At 36.8% G+C, this 22,047-nt stretch carries 16 protein-coding genes; 6 read left to right on the top strand and 10 right to left on the bottom strand.

The genetic code is table 11. The features are described from left to right. The 3 genes from VB248_RS14095 to VB248_RS14105 all read right to left on the bottom strand — a co-directional run bounded on the left by VB248_RS14095 (position 1) and on the right by VB248_RS14105 (position 4,134). Positions 1 to 2,760: a TonB-dependent receptor gene (locus tag VB248_RS14095; protein WP_323297432.1), complete on the bottom strand. Its 2,760-nt coding sequence runs from the start codon at positions 2,758 to 2,760 to the stop codon at positions 1 to 3. A 53-nt stretch (positions 2,761 to 2,813) separates the two neighbouring features. Further along, positions 2,814 to 3,386 carry a carboxymuconolactone decarboxylase family protein gene (locus VB248_RS14100; protein WP_323297433.1) on the bottom strand — a complete coding sequence of 191 codons (573 nt, stop codon included), beginning with the start codon at positions 3,384 to 3,386 and terminating at the stop codon, positions 2,814 to 2,816. A gap of 343 nt (positions 3,387 to 3,729) precedes the next feature. After that, positions 3,730 to 4,134 (bottom strand): hypothetical protein, encoded by a 405-nt coding sequence (locus tag VB248_RS14105; protein WP_323297434.1) that lies wholly within the window; start codon positions 4,132 to 4,134, stop codon positions 3,730 to 3,732. A 167-nt stretch (positions 4,135 to 4,301) separates the two neighbouring features. Between VB248_RS14105 and VB248_RS14110 the strand changes: the two genes are divergently transcribed. After that, positions 4,302 to 5,204, top strand: a complete 903-nt coding sequence (locus tag VB248_RS14110) for a sulfite exporter TauE/SafE family protein (RefSeq protein ID WP_323297435.1) — start codon at positions 4,302 to 4,304, stop codon at positions 5,202 to 5,204. Positions 5,205 to 5,304: 100 nt separating this feature from the next. Here VB248_RS14110 and VB248_RS14115 read toward each other — a convergent pair whose 3' ends face one another. From VB248_RS14115 to VB248_RS14130, 4 genes are all read right to left on the bottom strand, one after another. Beyond that, entirely contained in the window at positions 5,305 to 6,726 is a 1,422-nt protein-coding gene (locus tag VB248_RS14115; protein WP_323297436.1) for a glycoside hydrolase family 125 protein, read from the bottom strand. Positions 6,727 to 7,170: 444 nt separating this feature from the next. Next, a complete protein-coding gene (locus VB248_RS14120; RefSeq protein WP_323297437.1) occupies positions 7,171 to 7,719 on the bottom strand; it encodes a toprim domain-containing protein in 549 nt (182 codons plus the stop codon). Between the two features lie 12 nt (positions 7,720 to 7,731). Continuing rightward, entirely contained in the window at positions 7,732 to 8,274 is a 543-nt protein-coding gene (locus VB248_RS14125) for a restriction endonuclease (protein ID WP_323297438.1), read from the bottom strand. Positions 8,275 to 8,353: 79 nt separating this feature from the next. Further along, positions 8,354 to 8,692, bottom strand: a complete 339-nt coding sequence (locus VB248_RS14130) for a DUF6984 family protein (RefSeq protein ID WP_323297439.1) — start codon at positions 8,690 to 8,692, stop codon at positions 8,354 to 8,356. Between the two features lie 245 nt (positions 8,693 to 8,937). On the opposite strand from VB248_RS14130, the gene VB248_RS14135 reads away from it, so the two are divergent. Further along, a complete protein-coding gene (locus VB248_RS14135; RefSeq protein WP_323297440.1) occupies positions 8,938 to 11,250 on the top strand; it encodes an ATP-dependent helicase in 2,313 nt (770 codons plus the stop codon). 208 nt (positions 11,251 to 11,458) lie between these two features. Here VB248_RS14135 and murC read toward each other — a convergent pair whose 3' ends face one another. After that, positions 11,459 to 12,835: a UDP-N-acetylmuramate--L-alanine ligase gene (murC, locus tag VB248_RS14140; protein WP_323297441.1), complete on the bottom strand. Its 1,377-nt coding sequence runs from the start codon at positions 12,833 to 12,835 to the stop codon at positions 11,459 to 11,461. 206 nt (positions 12,836 to 13,041) lie between these two features. On the opposite strand from murC, the gene VB248_RS14145 reads away from it, so the two are divergent. Both VB248_RS14145 and pyk read left to right on the top strand, forming a co-directional pair. Beyond that, positions 13,042 to 13,548, top strand: coding sequence for a PAS domain-containing protein (locus tag VB248_RS14145; RefSeq protein ID WP_323297442.1), 507 nt, complete (start codon positions 13,042 to 13,044; stop codon positions 13,546 to 13,548). A 290-nt stretch (positions 13,549 to 13,838) separates the two neighbouring features. Then, positions 13,839 to 15,311 (top strand): pyruvate kinase, encoded by a 1,473-nt coding sequence (gene pyk, locus VB248_RS14150; RefSeq protein ID WP_323297443.1) that lies wholly within the window; start codon positions 13,839 to 13,841, stop codon positions 15,309 to 15,311. Positions 15,312 to 15,395: 84 nt separating this feature from the next. Here pyk and aspS read toward each other — a convergent pair whose 3' ends face one another. Next, a complete protein-coding gene (gene aspS, locus VB248_RS14155; RefSeq protein WP_323297444.1) occupies positions 15,396 to 17,159 on the bottom strand; it encodes an aspartate--tRNA ligase in 1,764 nt (587 codons plus the stop codon). 230 nt (positions 17,160 to 17,389) lie between these two features. On the opposite strand from aspS, the gene crtD reads away from it, so the two are divergent. Next, positions 17,390 to 18,868, top strand: a complete 1,479-nt coding sequence (gene crtD / locus VB248_RS14160) for a 1-hydroxycarotenoid 3,4-desaturase CrtD (protein WP_323297445.1) — start codon at positions 17,390 to 17,392, stop codon at positions 18,866 to 18,868. Between the two features lie 75 nt (positions 18,869 to 18,943). Continuing rightward, a complete protein-coding gene (locus tag VB248_RS14165; protein ID WP_323297446.1) occupies positions 18,944 to 19,420 on the top strand; it encodes a DUF4293 domain-containing protein in 477 nt (158 codons plus the stop codon). Between the two features lie 110 nt (positions 19,421 to 19,530). Here the strand turns inward: VB248_RS14165 and VB248_RS14170 are convergent, their stop codons facing one another. Further along, a complete protein-coding gene (locus VB248_RS14170; protein ID WP_323297447.1) occupies positions 19,531 to 21,999 on the bottom strand; it encodes a T9SS type A sorting domain-containing protein in 2,469 nt (822 codons plus the stop codon). Between the last annotated feature and the right edge of the window lie 48 nt (positions 22,000 to 22,047).

Below are 22,047 nucleotides of genomic sequence, written 5' to 3' on the forward strand. Positions count from 1 at the left end.
TTATCTAAATAACTCATCAAACGTTAGAGAAACATAATACAAACCACCCACCGCTGGCGAGCCATAAGCTTGTACGATATATTGATTAGTAAGGTTATTTGCTCCTAATTTCACCGTAGTTTTTAGGCTCGGCACACGGTAATTTACTTGTGCATCTATCAAACTATAAGCAGGAATATTGCCCGGACGGTTTTCATTAAACGTTCCGTACCAATCGAAAGATTCTTGCCAATGCCAAGCTACGCTAAAGCCTAAACGTTCTGTGATTTTTGAATTACTAAGGGTTAAATTGGTTTTCCAACGAGGTGTATTGAACGCTGGAATATTGTTTGGATTGGCATCCAAAATATTAAAATCAGACCAAGTAGAATTGAAACCTACTCTGAAATTTTCAGGTAAAAAGTAGGTCAAACCTAAAGAAACGCCTTGTGAACTTACTTTATCCGCCGCATTGGTATAAAGCTGGAAAGCCTGAGTTTTGCCTCCTAAAATATCTTGTGCTGCCGCTGAATTTATCGTTCCATCTGAATTTAAAACATTATTTGTCGGACGAATTACGACTTGGTTAATCAAGAAATTGGTAAAAGTACTTCTGTAATAATTCACATCTACCAAAAGTTTTTGAGCTAATAATCCCTTATAACCAATTTCAAAACTTTGTGTTTGTTCTGGTTTGATATAAGGCACATTTGATTTTACGAGTTTACTTTTATTGTTTTCAACAGCCGTCGGGAAAGGTACTCCTTTCTGTAAATCGCTTGAAAAACCGCTGGCAAAAGCTCCCACAGAAGCCGCTGTAAACGAATTTTCATAAGCATTCAAGCCTGAACTGTTCGCTGGAGCTCCGCCCAAAATGATGATTGGCCCTACATTCAACTTAATAAATTGGTCTGGAACAGTCGGGTTTCTAAAACCTGTTTGGTACGATGCTCTGAAATTATGATTTTCGGAAGGTGAAAAAACTGCCGAAGCTCTCGGCGTAAAACTTCCGTTGAAATTTTCGTTTTTATCATAACGACCTGAAAGCGTTAGTTTTAGTTTTTCATCCAAAATAGCTTTTGAGGCTTGGGCAAAAACGCCAAATTCTTTCACTCGTACTTTATTGATTTTATCGTCAAATAAAGTACCGTTAGTTTCCATATCATACACTCGGTAGCTTCCGCCGACTAATAAATTGACTACTTTCAGACTTGAACTTAAATCGTACTGAGCATCCAAATGATACAATTTGCTGTTACTCAATACGCCTGCTCCGCCCAATCCTGCGGTGGCAATGTACTTGCTTTTTTGTTGTTCAAAATCACTTGAACCTGCCGCAAAGCGTCCTTGGTCGGCAAAAGCTCTGGCTGCCGTATGGTCTTGTCCAGTTATATTATTGATTTTTCCTGTGTAGGCAGCCGTATAGCGTTCAAACCAAGTGGCATCGGCTTTGTCGGGTGTTACTACGTTTCCGTTTAAATCTCTCACCCAAGTACGGTTTATCAATTGGGCTAAAGAACGAGTATTGTAAGAATGATTCGATTGCTCTGCGGTAGAGTATCCTCTGATAAAAAAGTTTGAACCTCTTAATTCCAAACGGTTTTGAATCAATTTAAAATCATTCAAAGCAAAACGGCTACTTCCTGTATAATTTGCTGTGCCTTGACTATAATTTACCTGATAAATAGCTTCCAGACTTTCAGAAATTTTATAGTGCAAAGCCGTATTCAATTTTGTAGAGTAAACGCCATAATTGGCTAAGTCTTTTTCTTCATAACCAGTACGAGACACTCGTCCGATGCCTTGAATGGTTTGAGCTACTTCGTCGCCATAAATATTCAAGGCATTTCTTCCGGGATTATTTGCTCCACGCTGTGCTACGGGAGTATTTGGGTCGATGTCGGTATAATTATTGGCGTACCAATCTGTACCTTTCAAATAAGATGCGTTGATTTTGAAAGCGAAACGATTATTGAAAGCTTTGGCATAACGCAAGGCGAAATCAGTAAAAGGTTTTGCTCCAGAAGCATTGTCTGAAACGTGATTGATGCCCACTTTTGTTTGTACCGACAAGCCTTCGTATTTGAAAGGATTTTTGGTAGTTGTCATCAACAAGCCATTAAAAGCTACTGGCCCATAAAGTGCCGAAGCCGCTCCCGGAATTAATTCTACGCCTTCAACGTCTAAATCTGAAGAACCAAAAAGGTTTCCAACCGCAAAACCCAAGCCGGGCGATTGGTTATCTACACCATCTATCAATTGTAAAAAACGGCTATTCCCTGTTGAGTTAAATCCACGAGTATTGATTTGCTTGTAAGTCAAGCCACTCGTTACCATATCCAAGGATTTTACATTGACCAAAGCATCATAAAAACTTACCGACGGACTTTGCTGAATGGCTTTTGTATCCATTTTTTCAATACTTATCGGTGATTTTTGAATGTTTTCTTCAATTCTTGAGGCAGAAACTACTACTTGTTGTAATAATTCATCGCCAGATTTTAATGAAACATTAATTGGTGAATCGTTTGTTACTTCAATCGTTTGGCGTTCGTAGCCAACCATGCTGAAAACTAAAGTAAAAGGAATTTTGGTAGCGGTTTTCAAGGTAAACAAACCTTCTGCATTGGTGATTGTTCCTGTATTTTTTCCTTTGATGCTGATGCTTACACCTGCCAAAGGTTTTTTGGTTTCTGCGTCGTTTACTGTACCCGAAAAATTTTGTGCCTTAGCAAAAAAGACACTCAGAAGTATAATGCTTAGAGTAAAGAGTTTTTTCATGGAAAAAGGTTTTTGTGTGGTTAAAATGTGGAGGCTTTGAAAGATAAAATGGTTTATCCTTCATGTTCTTTTTTCAATTGTTCGTAAATGGCTGGTACTCTGTTGTAGCCGTTGGTCGTGATGCGTTGTCCTAATTTTTCATAAAAAGCTGGCTCGGCAGGCGTTACACTTGCCAGACCGTCCACGTACTTATTGTAAAGGCAAAACAGAGCGGCAATCAATACCGTATCGTGAATTTCACGGTCGCTTGCTCCAGCCGTTTTTGCTCGTTCGATGTCTTGCACAGTAACATTTTTGCCATTTTGCTGTACGTGACTTGCAATTGCCAACAAAGCTTTCATTTTATCAGAAACAGGAGCAGTTTCAAAATCGGCTTTTACCATTTCGCAGGTTTCACTTTCCCCTAAAAGAATATTGGCTGCCGAAGTATGGGCGGTTGTACAAAACTTACATTGGTTTTGTGAAGAAACTAAAGTGGCAATTAATTCACGTTCGCCTTCTGAAAGCGTTGATTCTCCTCTGAGTAAAATTTGGGTTAGTTCACGAATGGGCTGAGCCGTATCTTGGCGATACTCTAATAAACCCGTAATACCGGGTAAGTGAACAGCTAAAGGAATATGAGGCATGATGTTTTGAGAATTTTAATTGTATCAATCTTAGAATAAATTGAATAAAATAATTTTGTTCCAAATTTATGGAAAATAATTTTATTATTCCAAATAAGTGGAAAAAATTAATGCTCAAGAAATGCCTATAAATGAATTTTGGGTTTAAATGAATGATTTTAAAGGGAATTTTGAAGTATTTGAGCTTCAATTAGGAAAAAATAGTGAGGAATATCTTGAAAATAGCCTGAGTATATTCCATTTTGTTGGAATATTTGAGTTAATTTTACAGTTGTTTGGAGAATAAAAAAGGGAAAAACTTCTGAATGAAGCCTTTCCCTTGATTAATTTTATCAGCTTAATGCTAAAGCGTTTGTGGGTCGTTTAAAGAAGGATTGTTTAAGTTTTCAATCGTTTGATTTCTTAATGCTTGAATAAAACGTTCAGTTTCTTCAATTGATTCTTCTTGACCAGAAAGTTTCTTGACTAAATTTAATAAATGCGTTTGCGTTTGTAACATCACAGCAAGTGTAATTTGGTTATCCGCAATTTGTCTTTGGTTACGAATAATACTTACTTGATTGTTGACGATAATTTCTTGATTCTTGATAATCGTTGTCTGATTCTGAATCACTAAATCATGGTTATCAGCATTACGCTTTTGGTTTTCAATCATAATGTCATGATTCCCCACAATTCTTTGTTGCATATCTTTTAAGAAATTATGCTCGGCAATCAATTTTTGTAGTATTTCCTCTATGTTCTGCATAACGACACTCTGTTCAAGAGAGTTTTTTAATTGAAAAATGCGTTTACCTTTGTTTACCGTAAAATTAAAGATTTTTATTGATGCAAACCGACAAACTTAAAAAAATCAAATTACCTTGGCTTTACCTCTCTTTTTTTATCACGGTAATGGTGTGTTGGACTTTTTACATGTTTTCAACAGAAAGTTTTGATATTTACTTGCGACATGGCTATGCCGTACTAACCATGATTTTTGGTTCTTTCATTGCAGGTTCAAGCCCCGAAGGAAGTGCCGCCATTGCTTATCCAGTTTTTACTTTACTCCTCAAAATTCCACCAGCCGTAGCTCGTAACTTTGCTTTTGCTATTCAAAGCATCGGGATGACTTCTGCAAGTTTGTTGATTCTGAATCTAAAAATTAAAGTGGAATGGAATTATATCAAGTACGTAACTTTCGGAGGCATATTTGGCTTGATTTTCGGTACTTATTATATCGTTCCTTTGATTTCTCCGCCTTTGGCAAAGCTCTTTTTTGTGTCGCTTTGGCTAAGTTTTGGGCTGGTACTTTGGTACGAAAACACCAAACCAAAACGAGAAGTATTCGATAAAATTCAGTCTTTTCAGCGTTCGGATATGGCTCGTTTGCTCTTTTTCGGACTTATCGGTGGAATGATTTCTTCTATTTTCGGAACAGGCATTAATATTTTTTCTTTCTGTTTGATGACGATTTATTACCGTATCGACGAAAAAGTAGCCGTGCCTTCATCGGTAATTATCATGACATTAGAAACCATTTTGGGCTTTTTCCTTCATGCAGGTTTGATTCAAGATTTCCAACAAGAAGCCTTTGAAATGTGGTTGGCTTGTATTCCATTTGTAGCGATTTTTGCCCCTTTAGGGGCTTTTGTAATCAGCAAAGTACCTCGAAAAGTAGTGGCTACTTTTTTGTATATTATTCTAATAGTACAATTTTTTGGAGCAATTTGGGTGATTAAACCTAACCTCTTTCAGCTTTCATTATGTGTTATTACTTTGCTTCTGGGTTTAGGAATTTTTCTTTATTTGGCAAATGTGAAAAGGGTGGAGGCGTAGGTTTGTGTCCTTATAGAATCAAAAAGCGGTCAGGAGTTAATTTCCTGACCGCTTTTTGATTCTGTCATTATGAACAACTTACTTCTAATTCTCTAAATACCTACAATTTCACACTCAATAAATGTGGTCTTTCACGCTCAATTTTTAGCATTAATTCACCGAACAAAGTATTTGCCCAAGCAAACCATTTACGAGTAAATTTGGTAGCATCGTCTTTATCAAAAGATTCGTGCATAAAGCCTGTATTGGCATGCGTCTTTTTCAAGAAACGTAATTGTGCCAAAATCTCTTGGTCATTCGTAGAAGTCATCGCACGCATGATGATACTCATGGGCCAAATTTGGTTAACTAAAGTATGCGGACTACCCACGCCTTCGGCATCTTTTCCTTTGAAGAAATAAGGATTATTTTCGCTAAAGATAAATTTACGGGTATTTTGATAAATTGGGTCGTTGAGTTTCAGTGCCCCTAAATATGGTAAAGCCATTAAATTTGGTACGTTGGCATCATCTTGCAACAAGCGGTTGCCATAACCATCTACTTCCAAAGCATACATTTGTCCATAAATCGGATGTGAAATAATGGCGTGTTTTTTCACCGCTTGCTCTACCTGATTGGCAAAATCTGTACATTCTTTCGCAAAATCAGTTTCTTTATAAACTTTTGTGGCAATCTCTGCGATTTGTCGGAATGAAGTAACGGCAAACAAATTTGAGGGAATCAGGTACGGAAAAGTAGTGGCATCGTCGGAAGGACGGAAAATGCTATTAATCAACCCGTTTGGTTTGGTTGGGTTTCCGTAGCCATTGCCTGGCACAGTATCAGTTGACCAAGAAGTAGTTCTTCCGAAATGATAAGGCCCTTTGCCATGAAAACGCTGTTGTTCTCTACAAGTAGCGATAATCAATTTGGCAGCTTTCAACCATTTTTCATCAAAAATGCTGGTATCGTTGGCGGTTTTCCAATAATGATAAGCCAAACGAACGGTATAACACAAAGAGTCCAATTCCCATTTTCTTTCATGTAATTCGGGTTTCATGTCTGTATGGTCTGAAAGCCATTCAGATTTTCCCGGTCCATCGTTGAAAGCATTGGCATAAGGGTCAATCAAAATACACTCTGTTTGGCGGTTTACAACGCCAGCGATAAGCTCTTTCAATTTTTCATCTTGCTTAATCAAAGGCAAATAAGGCCAAACCTGAGCCGTACTATCACGCAACCACATCGCATGAATATCGCCAGTAATCACAAAAGTATCAGGGCGATTATCCTTGATTTTGAAATGAACCGTAGTATCTAAAGTATTCGGGAAACAGTTTTCAAACATCCAAGCTACTTCCGCATCTTTGATGCTGGTTTTCATACGCTTGATGGTTGATTCAATAATGCTACTGCTAAAATTTCTTTTAGCCAAAGGTACACGAACAGTAGGGAAATCGTTGGCAAAAACAGGAGAATTTGCCATTAAACCAATACTTGCTATTGAGCTTGTTTTAATAAATGTTCTGCGGTCAATGTTCATTATAATCTATCGTTTTAAATAAAAAATTGGATTGGATAAAAGCTCAATTTCTATAATTTTTTTAGGCTATCTAACCTTTTTTATAAAGATACTTATGGAGAAAAGTACTCATTTTTCTTTTCGGTAGGAGTATGAAAAGGAGAGGGGCGAACTGCTTGAAAACTTGTGATTCTAAGTCTTATAATTGCGATAATTTTCGTTTTTATTCGGGAAATTGCGTCAAAAAGAGAGGATTGATAGGCTCGGAACATATCAAAGAGAGCTTTTTACCGCAAAATCCCGCAAAAAAGCCTCGTGTGATATGCTTTTAGCGAGCCACTCCTCACTCCGAGCGAGGATTACGAGGCTTTTAGAGAGGAAAGGCTTGCTTAGAGATGGGATTTTGCTTCTTTTAGTTGGGTTTACTTTACAAAAAGAAGAGTAGTCGTGAGTGAAAAAAAGCTATTATTGGTCGATATAATCATATATTTCTTTAATTAAACCATCTTTAAAGAATTCCTCTCTAATTTCCTCATTATCAAGGAGTGTCATATATTGTTCTCTATTTTGCTTAGAGATTGTTGCTAAAAGCTTTTTAGGAGAAGTCTTTGCAAATTCCATTAACTCATCGTTGATAGTTTGATGAGTAAGCTCTTCAACGAACTTCTTGTTATTCAAAAAAACAATTTCAAATTCAGGAATTGCCCAAAATGCTTTGAAGTTATCTTTATTGAGGGTTGTGTTGATGTAGTAATTAACGAAGTCTTCTTTTTCTTTAATGGCATCATTTTCAACTGTATCCGTATCAAGTAAGAGGATAACTTTTTTATTTCTAAGTGTTAAAAGTGATTTTACTTTTGAAAGAGCAGAAGAATAACCATTTGCAGGTAAGATGTCAATATGATTATTAAATGCTTTATCGCTTAGAAGCTTTTTTAAAACTTTTGCGTCAAATTCACCTTCGGTGATTATGGCAATGTCTCTTTTATCATGAATATGTGCGTTGCTGTTCATCGTCTCTACAAATTAAATTGTGACATCAAAATTAGGGAAAGCATCTTCAATAGCGTGTCTATATTTCTTTAAAAAGCCTTCTTTAAAGTTTCCATTTTTTAAACAAAACTCAATATGGTCTTTTTCCCATAGCAAAATTGTTTGCGGAGCAGAAAACTGAGACAAAATAAGAGCGGGTTCTGTAAAACCAGTGGTACTAAAAACTGAACCAATGGTATTGGCTGGTCTTCGTAATAATTGGTTTCTTAATTTGGCGATAGGCTCAATACTCAAATTATTATTATAGTCTTTACACTCAATCAATATCGAAATATTTGAGTCTTGGAAATGAATTGCCCCATCAATTTGCTCTACAACCTGCCCATAAATTGCTACCGAGTAAGGCCATTTTACAATAGCTCCTTCAAGTTCAAAGGCTCTTAAAATTAAGAATTCAAATGCTTTTCCTTTTTCCCAGTCAGGTGTGTCTTTAGCAATGATTTGATTCCAGAGTCGTATTAGACCACTTCTGTCCTCTAATTGAATTTTTCTTATATATTCTTCAGTCGTAGGCATTTACTTAAATTATTTTATTGAATCTGAATGCGATGAGAAGATGTAACTAATTTACAAAAATACCTTCCTAAATACAAATTCATAATTCCCTCACTTCCACCTCTTCAGGCTTGGGATAAGTAATCAAGGCAGAGAAATCTACTTTCCAAAAATCTAAATCTAAGAGTTGATTACTTTTGTTTTTGGTAAGCGTTATTAATACTGGTGTTCCGTCGGTATCGGTGTATTCTACTTGTATCAAATCGCCGTCGTATTCGTTGGGGTCTTTGTTGCCTATGCTGATACTTCCCATTTTTCCGCCTTCATATTCAAATACTTCTTCGTCGATGGGATAATCTTCTGGGGTAAAATTCAATTTGGCTAAAAGATGAATAATTAAAGCCTTTTCGTTGTCTCTTATTTTTCTGGTTTGAATCATGGTCTTAATTGTGAATGAGTGATTGAGTGAATTAGTGATTTAGTGAATGAGTGATTGAAAATATTAATCACTCATTCACTAAATCACACAATCACTAAATTTCTCAAAATTACGGCTTATTTTCTTAGAAGATGAGTCTTTCAATCTTCCTTTCTTTATCATTTCTAAAACAAAGCTGAGTTCATACCAAGCCCTCCCTTATTTTTTCGTAATTTTGAGGTCAATTCAAATTGAATTAAAAATTTATGGATTATTTAAAAGGATTAAACGAACCGCAACGTGAAGCGGTACAACATATAGATGGCCCTTTGATGATTATTGCAGGTGCTGGTTCTGGTAAAACTCGTGTTCTTACTTATCGCACTGCTTATTTAATCGAAAAAGGCGTTGACCCATTCCAGATTTTACTCCTCACTTTTACCAATAAAGCCGCTGGTGAAATGCGTCAGCGTATTGAAAATGCGGTTGGAAATGATGGTAAAAACCTTTGGATGGGTACTTTTCACTCGGTTTTTGCAAAAATCCTTCGTTTTGATGGCAAGCATTTAGGCTACACTTCCGACTTCTCGATTTATGATACCGACGATTCAAAATCACTCATCAGAGCAATTGTAAAAGAGCGTGGATTGGACGATAAAATTTATAAACCCAATGTGGTGTATAATCGGATTTCTGGAGCAAAAAACCGTTTGATTGGGCCAGACGAGTACTTGAATAATCCTGTAATTGCAGCAGATGATGCAGCGGCGAAATTACCAGAAATGGGCAAATTGTATAAGCTTTATGCCTTGCGTTGCTTCCAAGCCAATGCAATGGACTTCGACGATTTGTTGTACAATACCAATATCCTCTTCCGTGACCATCCTGCGGTGTTGGATAAGTATCAACGCAAATTCAAATACATCATGGTAGATGAGTTTCAGGATACCAACATTTCGCAGTACTTGATTGTGAAGAAATTATCGGAATTATCGAAAAATCTTTGTGTGGTAGGCGACGATGCACAGTCGATTTATGCTTTCCGTGGAGCAAGTATTGATAATATTTTGAATTTGGAGAAAGATTATCCTAACATGACTACCATTAAATTGGAGCAGAATTATCGTTCAACCAAAAATATTGTAGAGGCTGCCAATTCTATCATTGCGAAAAACAAAAATCAGCTAAAGAAAAAAGTATTTACAGAAAACGAAATAGGTTCGCCGATTGACCTCATCAAAGCGAGCTCAGACAATGAAGAAGGACGCTTGATTGCAACGCATATTTTTGAATCAAAAATGGCTAATGGTCTGAAAAACACCGATTTTGCGATTTTGTATAGAACCAACGCACAGTCGAGAGCTTTTGAAGAATCACTTCGTAAACTGAATATCAAGTACAGAATCATCGGCGGTTTGTCTTTCTACCAACGTCGTGAAGTAAAAGATTTATTGGCTTACTTCCGTTTTGTGGTGAACCAAAAAGATGAAGAAGCTTTCAAACGAATTATCAATTTGCCGAAAAGAGGCATTGGCGATACCACCATTGCAAAAATTGCTGTGACGGCTTCTGAAAACCAAATTCCAATTTGGGAAGTAGTCTCAAACATTCGTCAGTTTCAAGCAGGACGTTTTGCTGATACCATCGAAGGCTTTGCCGATTTGATAAAGTCTTTCAAAATCATGGTTGAAGTCAATAAAAAAGACGCTTATGAAGTAGCTTCACATATTGCTAAAGCTTCTGGTTTACTCCGAGAATTGCATGAAGATAAAACGGTAGAAGGACTTTCTCGCTACGAAAACGTACAAGAATTATTGAACTCCATCAAGCAATTTGTGGACGACAACGAAGTACCCGAAGAAGACAAATCTATTTCAAGTTTTTTACAAACGGTTTCTTTATTGACCACCGCCGACAGCGACGACCCAGATGGCGATAACGATAGAGTAACTTTGATGACGATTCACGGAGCAAAAGGATTGGAGTTTAATCATGTCTATGTAGTGGGGATGGAAGAAGACCTTTTCCCAAGCCAAATGATGTTGCAAAGCAGAGCGGATTTAGAAGAAGAACGTCGTTTGTTTTATGTAGCTATTACTCGTGCTGAAAAGAAACTGATGATGTCTTACGCAGAATCTCGTTATCAGTACGGACGTTTGAAACCTTGCGAACCAAGTCGTTTCTTAGACGAAATCGACCCACAATATTTACAATTTGCTAAAAATATTCGTCGCCCAGAAGAAAGACCAGCTCCGCAAGGCTTTGTAAGAATGACCAACAGAGAACAAAAAGCCCCTGATTTCGGTACTTCAAACAAACCAACTTCTACGGCAAATCTGATAGCAAAACCAGCGGCTCGTCCTGTGGTAGGTAATACTTATATTCCTTCACAAGATTTTGTACCGAGCGATACCAAAAATTTAGTAGAAGGCGACCGAGTAGAGCATTTAAAATTTGGTTTCGGAAAAGTAAAAAAGATAGACGTAAACGGAACCGACCGCAAAGCCGTGATTCAATTTGAAGGAACAATTGGCGAGAAAACACTTTTATTGAGCTTTGCTAAATTGAGGATTTTGTAGGAAAAGGTAGTTCGGTTTTTCAAACCGAATACAAAAAATTGAGCTTGTCCAAAACTTTGGACAAGCTCAATTTTTATATACAGTGAAGTTTGAGATTTTTTTAGGCAAGACAACCGCAAGAGTTTGTTGCTACAATAAATCTATTGCTTTAAGAAATATGCTAATTATGGATGAAATATTACGTACATTCATAATTCAAAACTCATAATTACCTTCCATTTCCCCACTCACGAATTTTAGGAATCAGAGTATCAATATCTCCCGCACCTACACTTACGATTAATTCAGGCTGCTTTTCTTCGATGATATTCATTACCTCTTCTTTTGTACAAAGTACTTTTGTTGGAGAAGTAACCTTTTCAAAAATAATATCAGAAGTAACGCCTTCGATAGGTAATTCTCTGGCGGGATAAATGTCTAACAAAATCAAATCATCGGCTAAACTCAAACTTTCTGCAAAGCCTTCTTGGAAGTCACGAGTACGAGTAAACAAATGTGGTTGGAAAATCACCGTAAGTTTACGAGTAGGATAAAGGGCTTTTACAGAAGACAAAAATGCCTGAATTTCGGTAGGATGATGAGCATAATCATCAATATACACCACTTTTTCTGAACGAACATGATATTCAAAACGACGTTTTACGCCTCCGAAAGTACAAATTCCTTCCTTGATTTGCTCGGGGCTAAGTCCTACTTCCAGAGCCACAGCCGTAGCCGCCAAAGCATTTTCAACATTATGAAAACCGGGCGTTAGTAAAGTACAATCTTTAATAATGCCATTCGGATAAATGATGTCAAAAACCATTTCAGCATTTTCGATGCGGAGGTTTTGGGCATAAAAATCTCCTTCTTTCAAAGAGTATTCGGCAGATTGATTGTTAGTAAAACCTTCTAAATTCAAACCTTTTCTTTGATAAAGCTTTCCACCTTCTTTCAATTGTGAAACGAATAATTGGAAAGATTCTAACAATTGGCTATGGTCGCCATAAATATCCAAATGGTCGGCATCGGTTGAAGTAACGATGGTTAAATCTGGAAATAAGGTTAGAAACGAGCGGTCGAATTCGTCGGCTTCTACTACACAAATTACATCATCGGGCGACTCATTGATTAAAAAATTTGTACCATAATTCTGCGTAATTCCACCCAAAAATGCCGTCACATTTTTTCCTGCATTTTTCAGAATATGCGAAACCATAGACGAAGTAGTGGTTTTGCCATGTGTTCCCGAAACGGCGATGGTAAAGAAACTTTCGGTGAGAAGACCTAAAACCTGCGAACGTTTCATCAAAGTAAAACCATTATCTTTTAAGTAATTAAACTCTTTATGGTCTTTCGGAATAGCAGGCGTGTAAACAACTAATGTTTCGGCAGGGTTTGCCAAGTACTCGGCAGGAATTTCATTCACATCATCCGTAAAATGTACCGCAATTCCTTCTGCTTGCAAAGCGTTGGTCAGTGGCGTAGCGGTTTTGTCGTAGCCAGCCAAAGCGTAGCCATTTGCAATAAACCAACGAGCAATAGCCGACATACCGATACCGCCGATTCCAAGAAAATAAATGTGTTTTAGGGCTTTTAGATTCACTTCTTTATGATTTTTAAATTTCTCTCTCGCAAAGATATTTGGTTTTATCCTCAAATTACGATTTTGCCATTGAAGTATTAAGTCAATTTAAAATCGAATATGTAAGAATATTTTTGCAAACAAAATTCAAAAAAAACAAAACAAATAACTTCGACAAATATTTATACCTAAATAAAGAGTTTCCCAATTTTATTTTAACTAAGAAAATGCTAAGACTTTCTCCTCATTCTTTTTGCGATACTTTCGTTGATTTACACTTAAAAAGCCCTCTACTTCATGCTTATGAGTTTATGGGAATTTCACGAGAAGGAAGTTCTGAATTTGATGTTTTAAGTAGTTTTGCTGCTCATCATCATTGGTATTTTGAATTAGAGAAACTCAAAACTTTTTTGAAACAACCCAGCAATGCGATTGTTATTACTTGTAAAAGTCAGAAAATTGAGTGGGTAAATAGAGGTTTTACCAGAATGACGGGCTATTCGGCCAATGAAGCATTGGGGCGAACGCCTAAATTTTTACAAGGAAAAGAAACCTCTGTTTCTGTCAGAAAAATGATTAGAGAAAGCCTTGAACAAGAAAAAAAGTTTTCGGGACAAGTACTCAATTATCGAAAAACTGGTGAATTGTACGTCTGTGATGTAGAAATTTTACCGATTTACAATCGTTCAAAAGAGTTAGTCAATTTTATAGCATTAGAAAAAGAAGTAGCCTAATAACTGTTTTAGTATTTAAAAATCCCATGAATGTTTTGTCATTTATGGGATTTTTTGTTGAAAAAGAATAAATTGCATAGATTCCAATTAACCAAATATTACTTTACATTTTACTAAAATATATACTATTGATTTGGTTATTTATTTTCTTGATAAAATTATATTTGCAGTCGTAAAATAAAACTTATCAAAGAAAAGACAGTAATTTAATTCATAGTATAAATTGTAAAATGTAATTTCGCATTATATTATCTAATTGAACTATTCAAGATTGAACAATTAACAGAAATATGTCCTATCAAAGAAAAACTAAAATCGTAGCAACAGTAGGTCCAGCATCTGAAACAAAAGAGATGTTGCTTGAGTTTGCAAAAGCTGGCGTAAATATTTTCCGACTAAATTTTTCGCACGGAACGCATGAAGACCACTTAAAGAGATTAACAACAATCAGAGAAGTTGCTGAGGAGTTAGATATTAATCTTGCCGTTCTTCAAGATTTACAAGGCCCAAAGATTCGTACACAACTTGTTGAGAATAATGGTGTAACTATCACAAAAGGCAATAAGTTGACATTTGTAATGGATGAAAATTTATTAGGAAACTCTGAACGTGTAGGAACTACTTATACTTCTATGTATTTAGATGTGAACGTAGGAGAAAGAATTTTGATGGACGATGGTAACTTGGAAGTTAAGGTTTTAGAAATTGACAAAGAAAAGAAAGAGGTTATTACTGAGGTTATTTATGGTGGTGTTTTGAAATCTAAGAAAGGTATCAACCTTCCAGGTACAAAAGTTTCTTTACCATGTTTAACTGAAAAAGACCTTAAAGATTTATATTTTGGTTTGGACAATGGCGTTGACTGGATTGCTCTTTCTTTTGTTCGTACTGCTGCTGATATTCATGATATTAAAAATAGAATTAAGGCTTATGGAAAAAATACAAAAGTAATTGCCAAAATTGAAACTCCGTTTGCTATCGAGAATTTGGATGAAATCGTAGAAGCAACAGACGCTATCATGGTTGCTCGTGGTGACTTGGGTGTGGAAATCGACGGTGCAAGAGTACCACATTTGCAAAAACTAATGGTTGATAAATGTACATTAGCAGGCAAGCCTGTTATTGTGGCAACTCAAATGTTAGAATCAATGATTTCTAATCCTGTTCCTACTCGTGCAGAGACTACCGACGTTGCTAACGCAGTGTTGCAAGGGGCATCTGCAACGATGTTGAGTGGTGAATCTGCTTCTGGAGCATATCCATTGAAAGCGGTTGAAACGATGGCTCATATTCAAGAAGTAGTTGAACAACAACAAAATGAGATTAAAATCGTAAAAGGTGACGAAGCTTCTATTTACTTCAAAAATCACTCTTTAGGAAATCTTAAAACAGAATATCCATTAAACGACCGTATGATTGCTGGTGCTTGTCGTTTAGCTCGTGATACTGAAGCAAAAGCGATTTTGTGTATCACAAACAGTGGTTATACTGCCTTCCGTTTGTCGGCTCACCGTCCTAAAGCTGGCTTGTTTATCTTTACTTCAAACAAAGCTGTACAACAAGAAATGGGATTACTTTGGGGAGCAAGTGCTTTCTATTATGAACCAAAAGGCGATGATGTAGCCGCTACCGTAAAAGGTATGACTGACTTCTTGAAAGAAAAAGGTTTATTGGAAGTTGGCGATACTTATGTAACTACTTTGAGTGTTCCTTCTGATAAAAAATTGAAAACGAATACTGTTCAATTAGGTATTGTTGAGTAATCAATTTCAATAAAAATATAATCCCTGCAATGAGCTAAGAAATTACTTATTGCAGGGATTTTTTATTGCTACAAATATTTAATATTAAAGCACCGTGCGGATTTTTAATTCATCCATTTGTTTTTGGTCGATTGTTGAAGGTGAATCAATCATAATATCACGTCCTGAATTGTTTTTCGGGAAGGCAATGAAATCACGGATTGAATCTGAACCACCGAATAATGAACAAAGACGGTCGAAACCGAATGCCAAACCACCATGTGGAGGAGCTCCGTATTCAAAAGCATCCATCAAGAAACCAAATTGGTGTTTTGCTTCTTCGTCCGAGAATCCAAGTACTTCAAACATTTTAGCTTGTAATTCTTTTTGGAAAATACGAATAGAACCACCGCCTACTTCAACACCGTTGATAACTAAGTCGTAAGCGTTCGCACGAATTTTTCCTAATTCTCCTGTTTCCAAATATTTCAAATCTTCTGGTTTCGGACTTGTGAATGGGTGGTGCATCGCAAACCAACGGTTTTCTTCTTCGCCGTACTCCAATAAAGGGAAGTCGATAACCCAGTGTGCTGCATATTTTTTAGGGTCACGCAAACCTAAACGATTACCCATTTCAAGGCGTAATTCGTTCAATTGTTTACGTACTTTATCGCCATTTCCAGAAAGAATCAAGATTAAATCTCCTTTTTCTGCTCCGAAAGCCTCTGCCCATTTCTTCAAATCTTCTTCTGAATAGAATTTATCTACTGAAGATTTTAAAGTACCGTCGGCATTGTAACGAAGGTAAATCAAACCTTTTGCCCCAATTTGTGGACGTTTCACAAAATCAGTCAATTCGTCCACTTGCTTACGAGTATATTCTGCACAACCTTTTGCATTGATACCAACTACTGTATCGGCTGAATCGAAAACTACAAAGTTTTTACCCGAAGTCAGGTCAATTTCTTCGCTTTTCAATTCTACAAACTTCATATCAAAACGAATATCTGGTTTGTCAGAACCATAATATTTCATGGCGTGTGCATAAGTCATACGTGATACTTCGCCCAATTCCATATTTTTTACGTTCAAGAATAAATGACGAATCAAACCTTCAAACATATTCAATACGTCTTCTTGTTCGATAAACGACATTTCGCAGTCAATCTGAGTAAATTCAGGCTGACGGTCAGCACGTAAATCTTCATCACGGAAACATTTTACAATTTGGTAGTAACGGTCGAAGCCCGAAACCATCAATAATTGCTTAAATGTTTGTGGTGACTGAGGTAAAGCGTAGAATTCGCCCGGATTCATTCTTGAAGGCACAACAAAATCTCTTGCTCCTTCTGGTGTCGATTTAATCAACACTGGCGTTTCTACTTCTATAAAATCTTGTCTGTCGAGATAATCTCTTGTAAAACGAGCAACTTGATGACGCAACTGTAAGTTGGCTCTTACAGGATTACGACGTAAGTCTAAGTAACGATACTTCATACGAATATCATCGCCGCCATCGGTGTCGTCTTCAATCAAGAACGGAGGTAATTTGGCTGGGTTGAGGATTTCCAAAGAAGTTACTTTTACTTCTACATCACCTGTTGGAATTTTATCATTTTTAGAAAGACGTTCTACGACTAATCCAGTAGCCGAAATAACAAACTCACGACCGAAAGTACGAGCTAAATCCAACACTTCTTTAGGCGTTTTGCCTTCTTCAAGCATCAACTGCGTAATTCCGTAGCGGTCACGGAGGTCAATCCAAATCATGCCGCCTTTGTCACGTGTTTTTTGTACCCATCCGCAGAGGGTAACGGTTTGGTTTACATTAGTGAGGCGGAGTTCGCCATTATTGTGTGTTCTGAGCATAAAGAATTATATCCTGCCACAGGCTTTTGTTGCGAAAATCAATAGGAATTTTCCAATTCCAGAAAGGCAGAAACTTGTGGTAAGTTTTTATTTTTTGCAAAATTACAGAAATTAGACGTTTTGAAAACTATTTGACTGGTTTAAAGATTGCTAATTATGTGAGATTGATAAAATTTTGAAGAATTAAAAGTTTTTAAAATCCACGATTTGGAAAATCGTGGTACTGATTTATGAAAAAAGTAGCAATCATCGGTGCAGGTATCGGAGGAATTTCAACAGCCATTCGCTTGGCTCATAAAGGCTTTGAAGTATCAGTTTTTGAGGCAAATTCCTACGCTGGAGGCAAATTAAGCAGTTTTGACTTGAATGGTTATCGTTTTGATGCTGGCCCTTCGCTGTTTACTTTGCCCAATTTAGTAGAAGAACTTTTTGAATTAGTGGGCAAAAATCCCAAAGAATATTTCGAGTACATAAAGTTGCCAGATATTTGTCATTATTTTTGGGAAGATGCTACAAAACTCACCGCTTGGGCTGAAAATGAACGCTTTGCCAAAGAAGTAGAAGACGTTACGGGCGAGCCAGCCCAGAAAATTCTTGACTTTTTGAAAGATAGTGCTTTTAAATATGAAGTACTCGACGGACTGTTTTTACAAGATTCTTTGCATAAACTTTCTACTTGGACATCCGCCAAAGCCCTAAAAGGATATTTGAATTTACCCAAACTTGGTATTTTCGGAACGATGAACGATGCCAATGAAAAGCTATTTAAAAACCCGAAAATCGTTCAACTCTTCAATCGTTACGCTACTTATAATGGTTCAGACCCTTACCAAACGCCTGCTACTTTGAATATCATTCCGCATTTGGAGTATAATATCGGTGCATTTTTTCCGAAAAAAGGCATGGTTTCTATTACCAATTCTTTGGTGAAATTGGCGGAAGATTTGGGCGTACAGTTTTTCTATGAAAGTAAAGTAGAAGAAATTTTGGTAGAAAAAGATAAAGTTTCGGGGATTCGTTACAGTAATATTTCGGAGAAAAATATCAGCAAAGCTTATGACATAGTAGTTTCCAACATGGACGTAACGCCTACTTATCGGAAATTGATGCCCAATCAAAAACATCCAGACCGTTTACTGAATCAACCTAAAAGTAGTTCAGGCGTGATTTTTTATTGGGGAATCAAAAAGCAATTTGCTGAACTGGGTTTGCATAATATTTTCTTTAGTGATGATTATCAGCAAGAATTTAACACGATGTTTCAAGAAAAAACTATCTGCAAAGCCCCAACGGTTTATATCAACATTACTTCAAAACTAAAACCAGACGATGCACCAGAAGGCTGTGAAAACTGGTTTGTACTCATCAACGCACCCGCAAACGAAGGACAAAATTGGGATAAAATCATTGCGGATACTCGCCAAAATGTGATTCAGAAAGTATCAAGAATTTTAGGCGAAAATATTGGCGATTTGATTGAATGCGAAGAAATCCTCGACCCACGCACGATTGAATCTAAAACTTCGTCGGCACAAGGAGCTTTGTATGGCAATTCGTCGAATAATCGTTATGCCGCCTTTTTGCGTCATGCCAATTTCTCGTCTAAAATTAAAAACTTATACTTCGTGGGCGGAAGCGTACATCCGGGCGGAGGAATCCCATTGGCGATTTCTTCGGCAAAAATTGCAGCGAAGTATATTCAAGTTTAAAATACTCCACTTGCGTACTTTCATAAAGTTTTAGAACTTTGTCGGATTAAATTAACATTTACGATACACAAAGAAATGCTTCAGAGAATTCAAACATTATTATTACTTGTGGTTGCAGTGGCAATGGCATCAGTAACGGCTTTACCTATTTGGGAAAAAAGTAGTGCTACTTTAAATGAAAAAGTACAACTTTCGGCTTTTAATTTAGAACACCTTAAAGGCAATGCTTGTGTACTTGCTTCAAGTACAGCAGTGATTGGCGTTTTGGCTATTTTGGCTGCTTTGGTAGCAATTTTCTCAATTACACAATACAAAAAAAGAGTTTTACAAATGACATTGGGCGTGGTGAATTCGGTGGTAATTGCGGTGTCGTTGGGTTATACTTTTTATCAAGTATTCAAAGTAGGCGTTCCAATGTTTGAACCAGCTTCACAAGGAGATTACGGTTCTGGATTTATGGCGATGGTTGTTGCTTTATTAGCAAATATGATTGCCAACCGTTTTATTCGTAGAGATGAAATGTTGGTAAAATCAGCGGATAGAATGAGATAGTTGTTTGAATGAGGAGTTTTGAGTTGAGAATTAGGAATTAAATTAATTTCAATAAAACGAGGCATACAAAAGATAATACTTTGTATGCCTCGTTTTTGTTTTTAGCGTATTTACTTCACAATACTTACTTTTTGAATTTCTTCTTTACCATTTTTCAAGCCAATTGAAAGTACATAATTGCCAGATGGAAGACTTTTTACATCAATGCCATTGGTTGGATATGTGTTGGTTTTCAAAACCGTAGTTCCGTCTAATCCAATTAGTTTAATTGTATTGATTAAGTTGACATTGGCTGTTGTGATGAATAAAACTTCCGAAGTTGGATTCGGGAAAATTGTGGCGTTGATATTTTCTTCTGTGCCAAGTATTATTTCTTCTTCGGGTTCATCTTCAATTGGCGGACATTCGTCTGTAATATTGGGGTCTCTTACAGTTCCCGGAATAATAAACATCGGTGTTTCGCTTACTTGTAAATTAAATTTTCCCGAACACTCTTTCATACCTTGGCTGTCCATTGTATCACTGCCTGCTTTGGGTTTAAATATCTGAATGTCTTTGATACGTTTTAATTTTAAAGTGTAGTCTATTGTTGTTCCTTTTTCGTCTGGTACAACCAGCATATAAGCAGATTTTCCATCCAACTCATATCTATCTACCAGTGGGTTTTGTGAAATGGTTTCTTTATAAATATATTCGCCTAATAAATTTTTTGTTTGGTATAAGTAATCAGCCAAAGGGCGACGATTTTTATTGGCATCAATCAAACCAGAAGAGGCAAACTGCGTACCATTATTAATGTCGAAATCGGTCAACATATAGAAAAAACTTCTTGCAATTCCCAAACGATTATACATCAAAGCAGAACGTAAACCCCAGTCAGCTTGCGTCATAATAGCTGGTTTATCGCCAATAGGAATTGCCTTTAGAGGACTTTTCTGATTCAAATCATAGCCTAATTCTGTTATCCATACAGGCATATCGTTTAATTCCTCATGTGCCAATTGTACAAATTCTTTGGCAACTTCTCCTGCATTAGAAACTTCTGGAGCAACCCCACGAGTAGCATTACCTGTTTGGTTTGAATTGCTATCGTTGGAATACAAGTGATAGTTAATAACATCCCAACAAATATTTACTGAGCCATCGGGATTGTAACCTCTGAACTCTTTGCACCAGTCAATCATACCTCTTACATAATCCGTAGAAGCATAAGCCAAACCTGCCATTACTACTTTTACGGTAGGGTCGGCATTTTTTACGCCAACACCAATGCCCATCGTATTTTTGTGTCCATCATAAAATGCAGAAAGATTAGCGGCATATTCACGGGCAGTTTGGTAGTAGTCTCTTCCCTTCCACCATTTGTCTCTTTCGTTGCCACACTCGATGTACTTTACTATGCCAAGTCCTACTTTACGGACATTCACATAGTCGTTTGTCCATCGAGGTTGGTCATAAATCGTAAGTAAAGTAGTGTCAATATTTGTATTACTTCCGTAGCGAGCAATGTATTGAAATCCAGCTTGTGCTTGTTCGATGTAGGAGTGAGGGTCTGCAAAATCTTTTCCATATATCACAGGCACTAAATCTGAATTACGTTTTTCTTCTGGATTGTTTTCATACATCCATTCCGGAATCCCTTGTAAGCAGGGTAATACTTCTATGTTTTCTTGTTTACAACGTTCATAAATTATATCATAATTCCAGCCACCGCTGTAACAGGGATTGTACGTGTATTTTTGTTTGAAAGGTTCAATTCTGTTCCAATCCATGTACTGACGGAAGCACGAAAAAGGAGCGAAGGTTGCCATTTCTTTTTCGTCGATTTTAGAAGCGTCGTCTCTTTGTAAAAAATCCCATTCAAAGGCATTAATACCAAAATTATCTTTCATTTTGATATTTTTTTCCACACGAACTTTCGGTTTTACTGTTGGAGGAGTATAATTGCCGTAAAGCTCCATTTCAGTAGGATACTCTCCGTAGCAATTGATTAATAAGTACCTAAAATTTTCGGTTGGTGGATTACTAAGGACAAAGCTATTATTTGGCGGAGGATTTGGCCCAACCCATTGATTATATCTTTCACCCGTGAAAGTAGCGATATATACTCTTTTCCATTTATCCGTAATACCATAAAGGCGGAATGGCGTATTGGTTTCTATGCCTTCGCCATCATAAAATCTAATACTTTGGATTTCTATTTTTTCTCCTTCTTTCAAAGGATAATAGGCATCAAAATTTAGCAAAAGTCTTTCCCAGTCTGTCGGAACAGCCGTTTCCGTCGAACCATCGAATAATGGTCCAAGTCCTTGTTTGATATGATTTAGTTGATACCAGCGTTTAGCGTCGATAGGAATTTTCTGTCCGACAATCGTGGCTTCTTCATGTACTTTATTGGCTTTACTTTTTACAGTTTGTACAAGCGTAGAAGTTTGAACTTTGTTGACTTGTTTGGTAGAAATACTTTTTTTGCGGTACTTATTTGCAGTATGATACTTTATAAAAACTGGACTATGGTAAATCCCAAAGGTGAACCAAAAGGTGGAAATTAAGAGAAAGAACAATATTGATAACTTCATTCTTGAATCTTTGTTGTTTTATAAAGTGATGATTATGGTAATTGTGGG

It is taken from the genome of Arcicella rigui (assembly GCF_034929435.1).
Taxonomy (GTDB): Bacteria; Bacteroidota; Bacteroidia; order Cytophagales; family Spirosomataceae; genus Arcicella; species Arcicella rigui.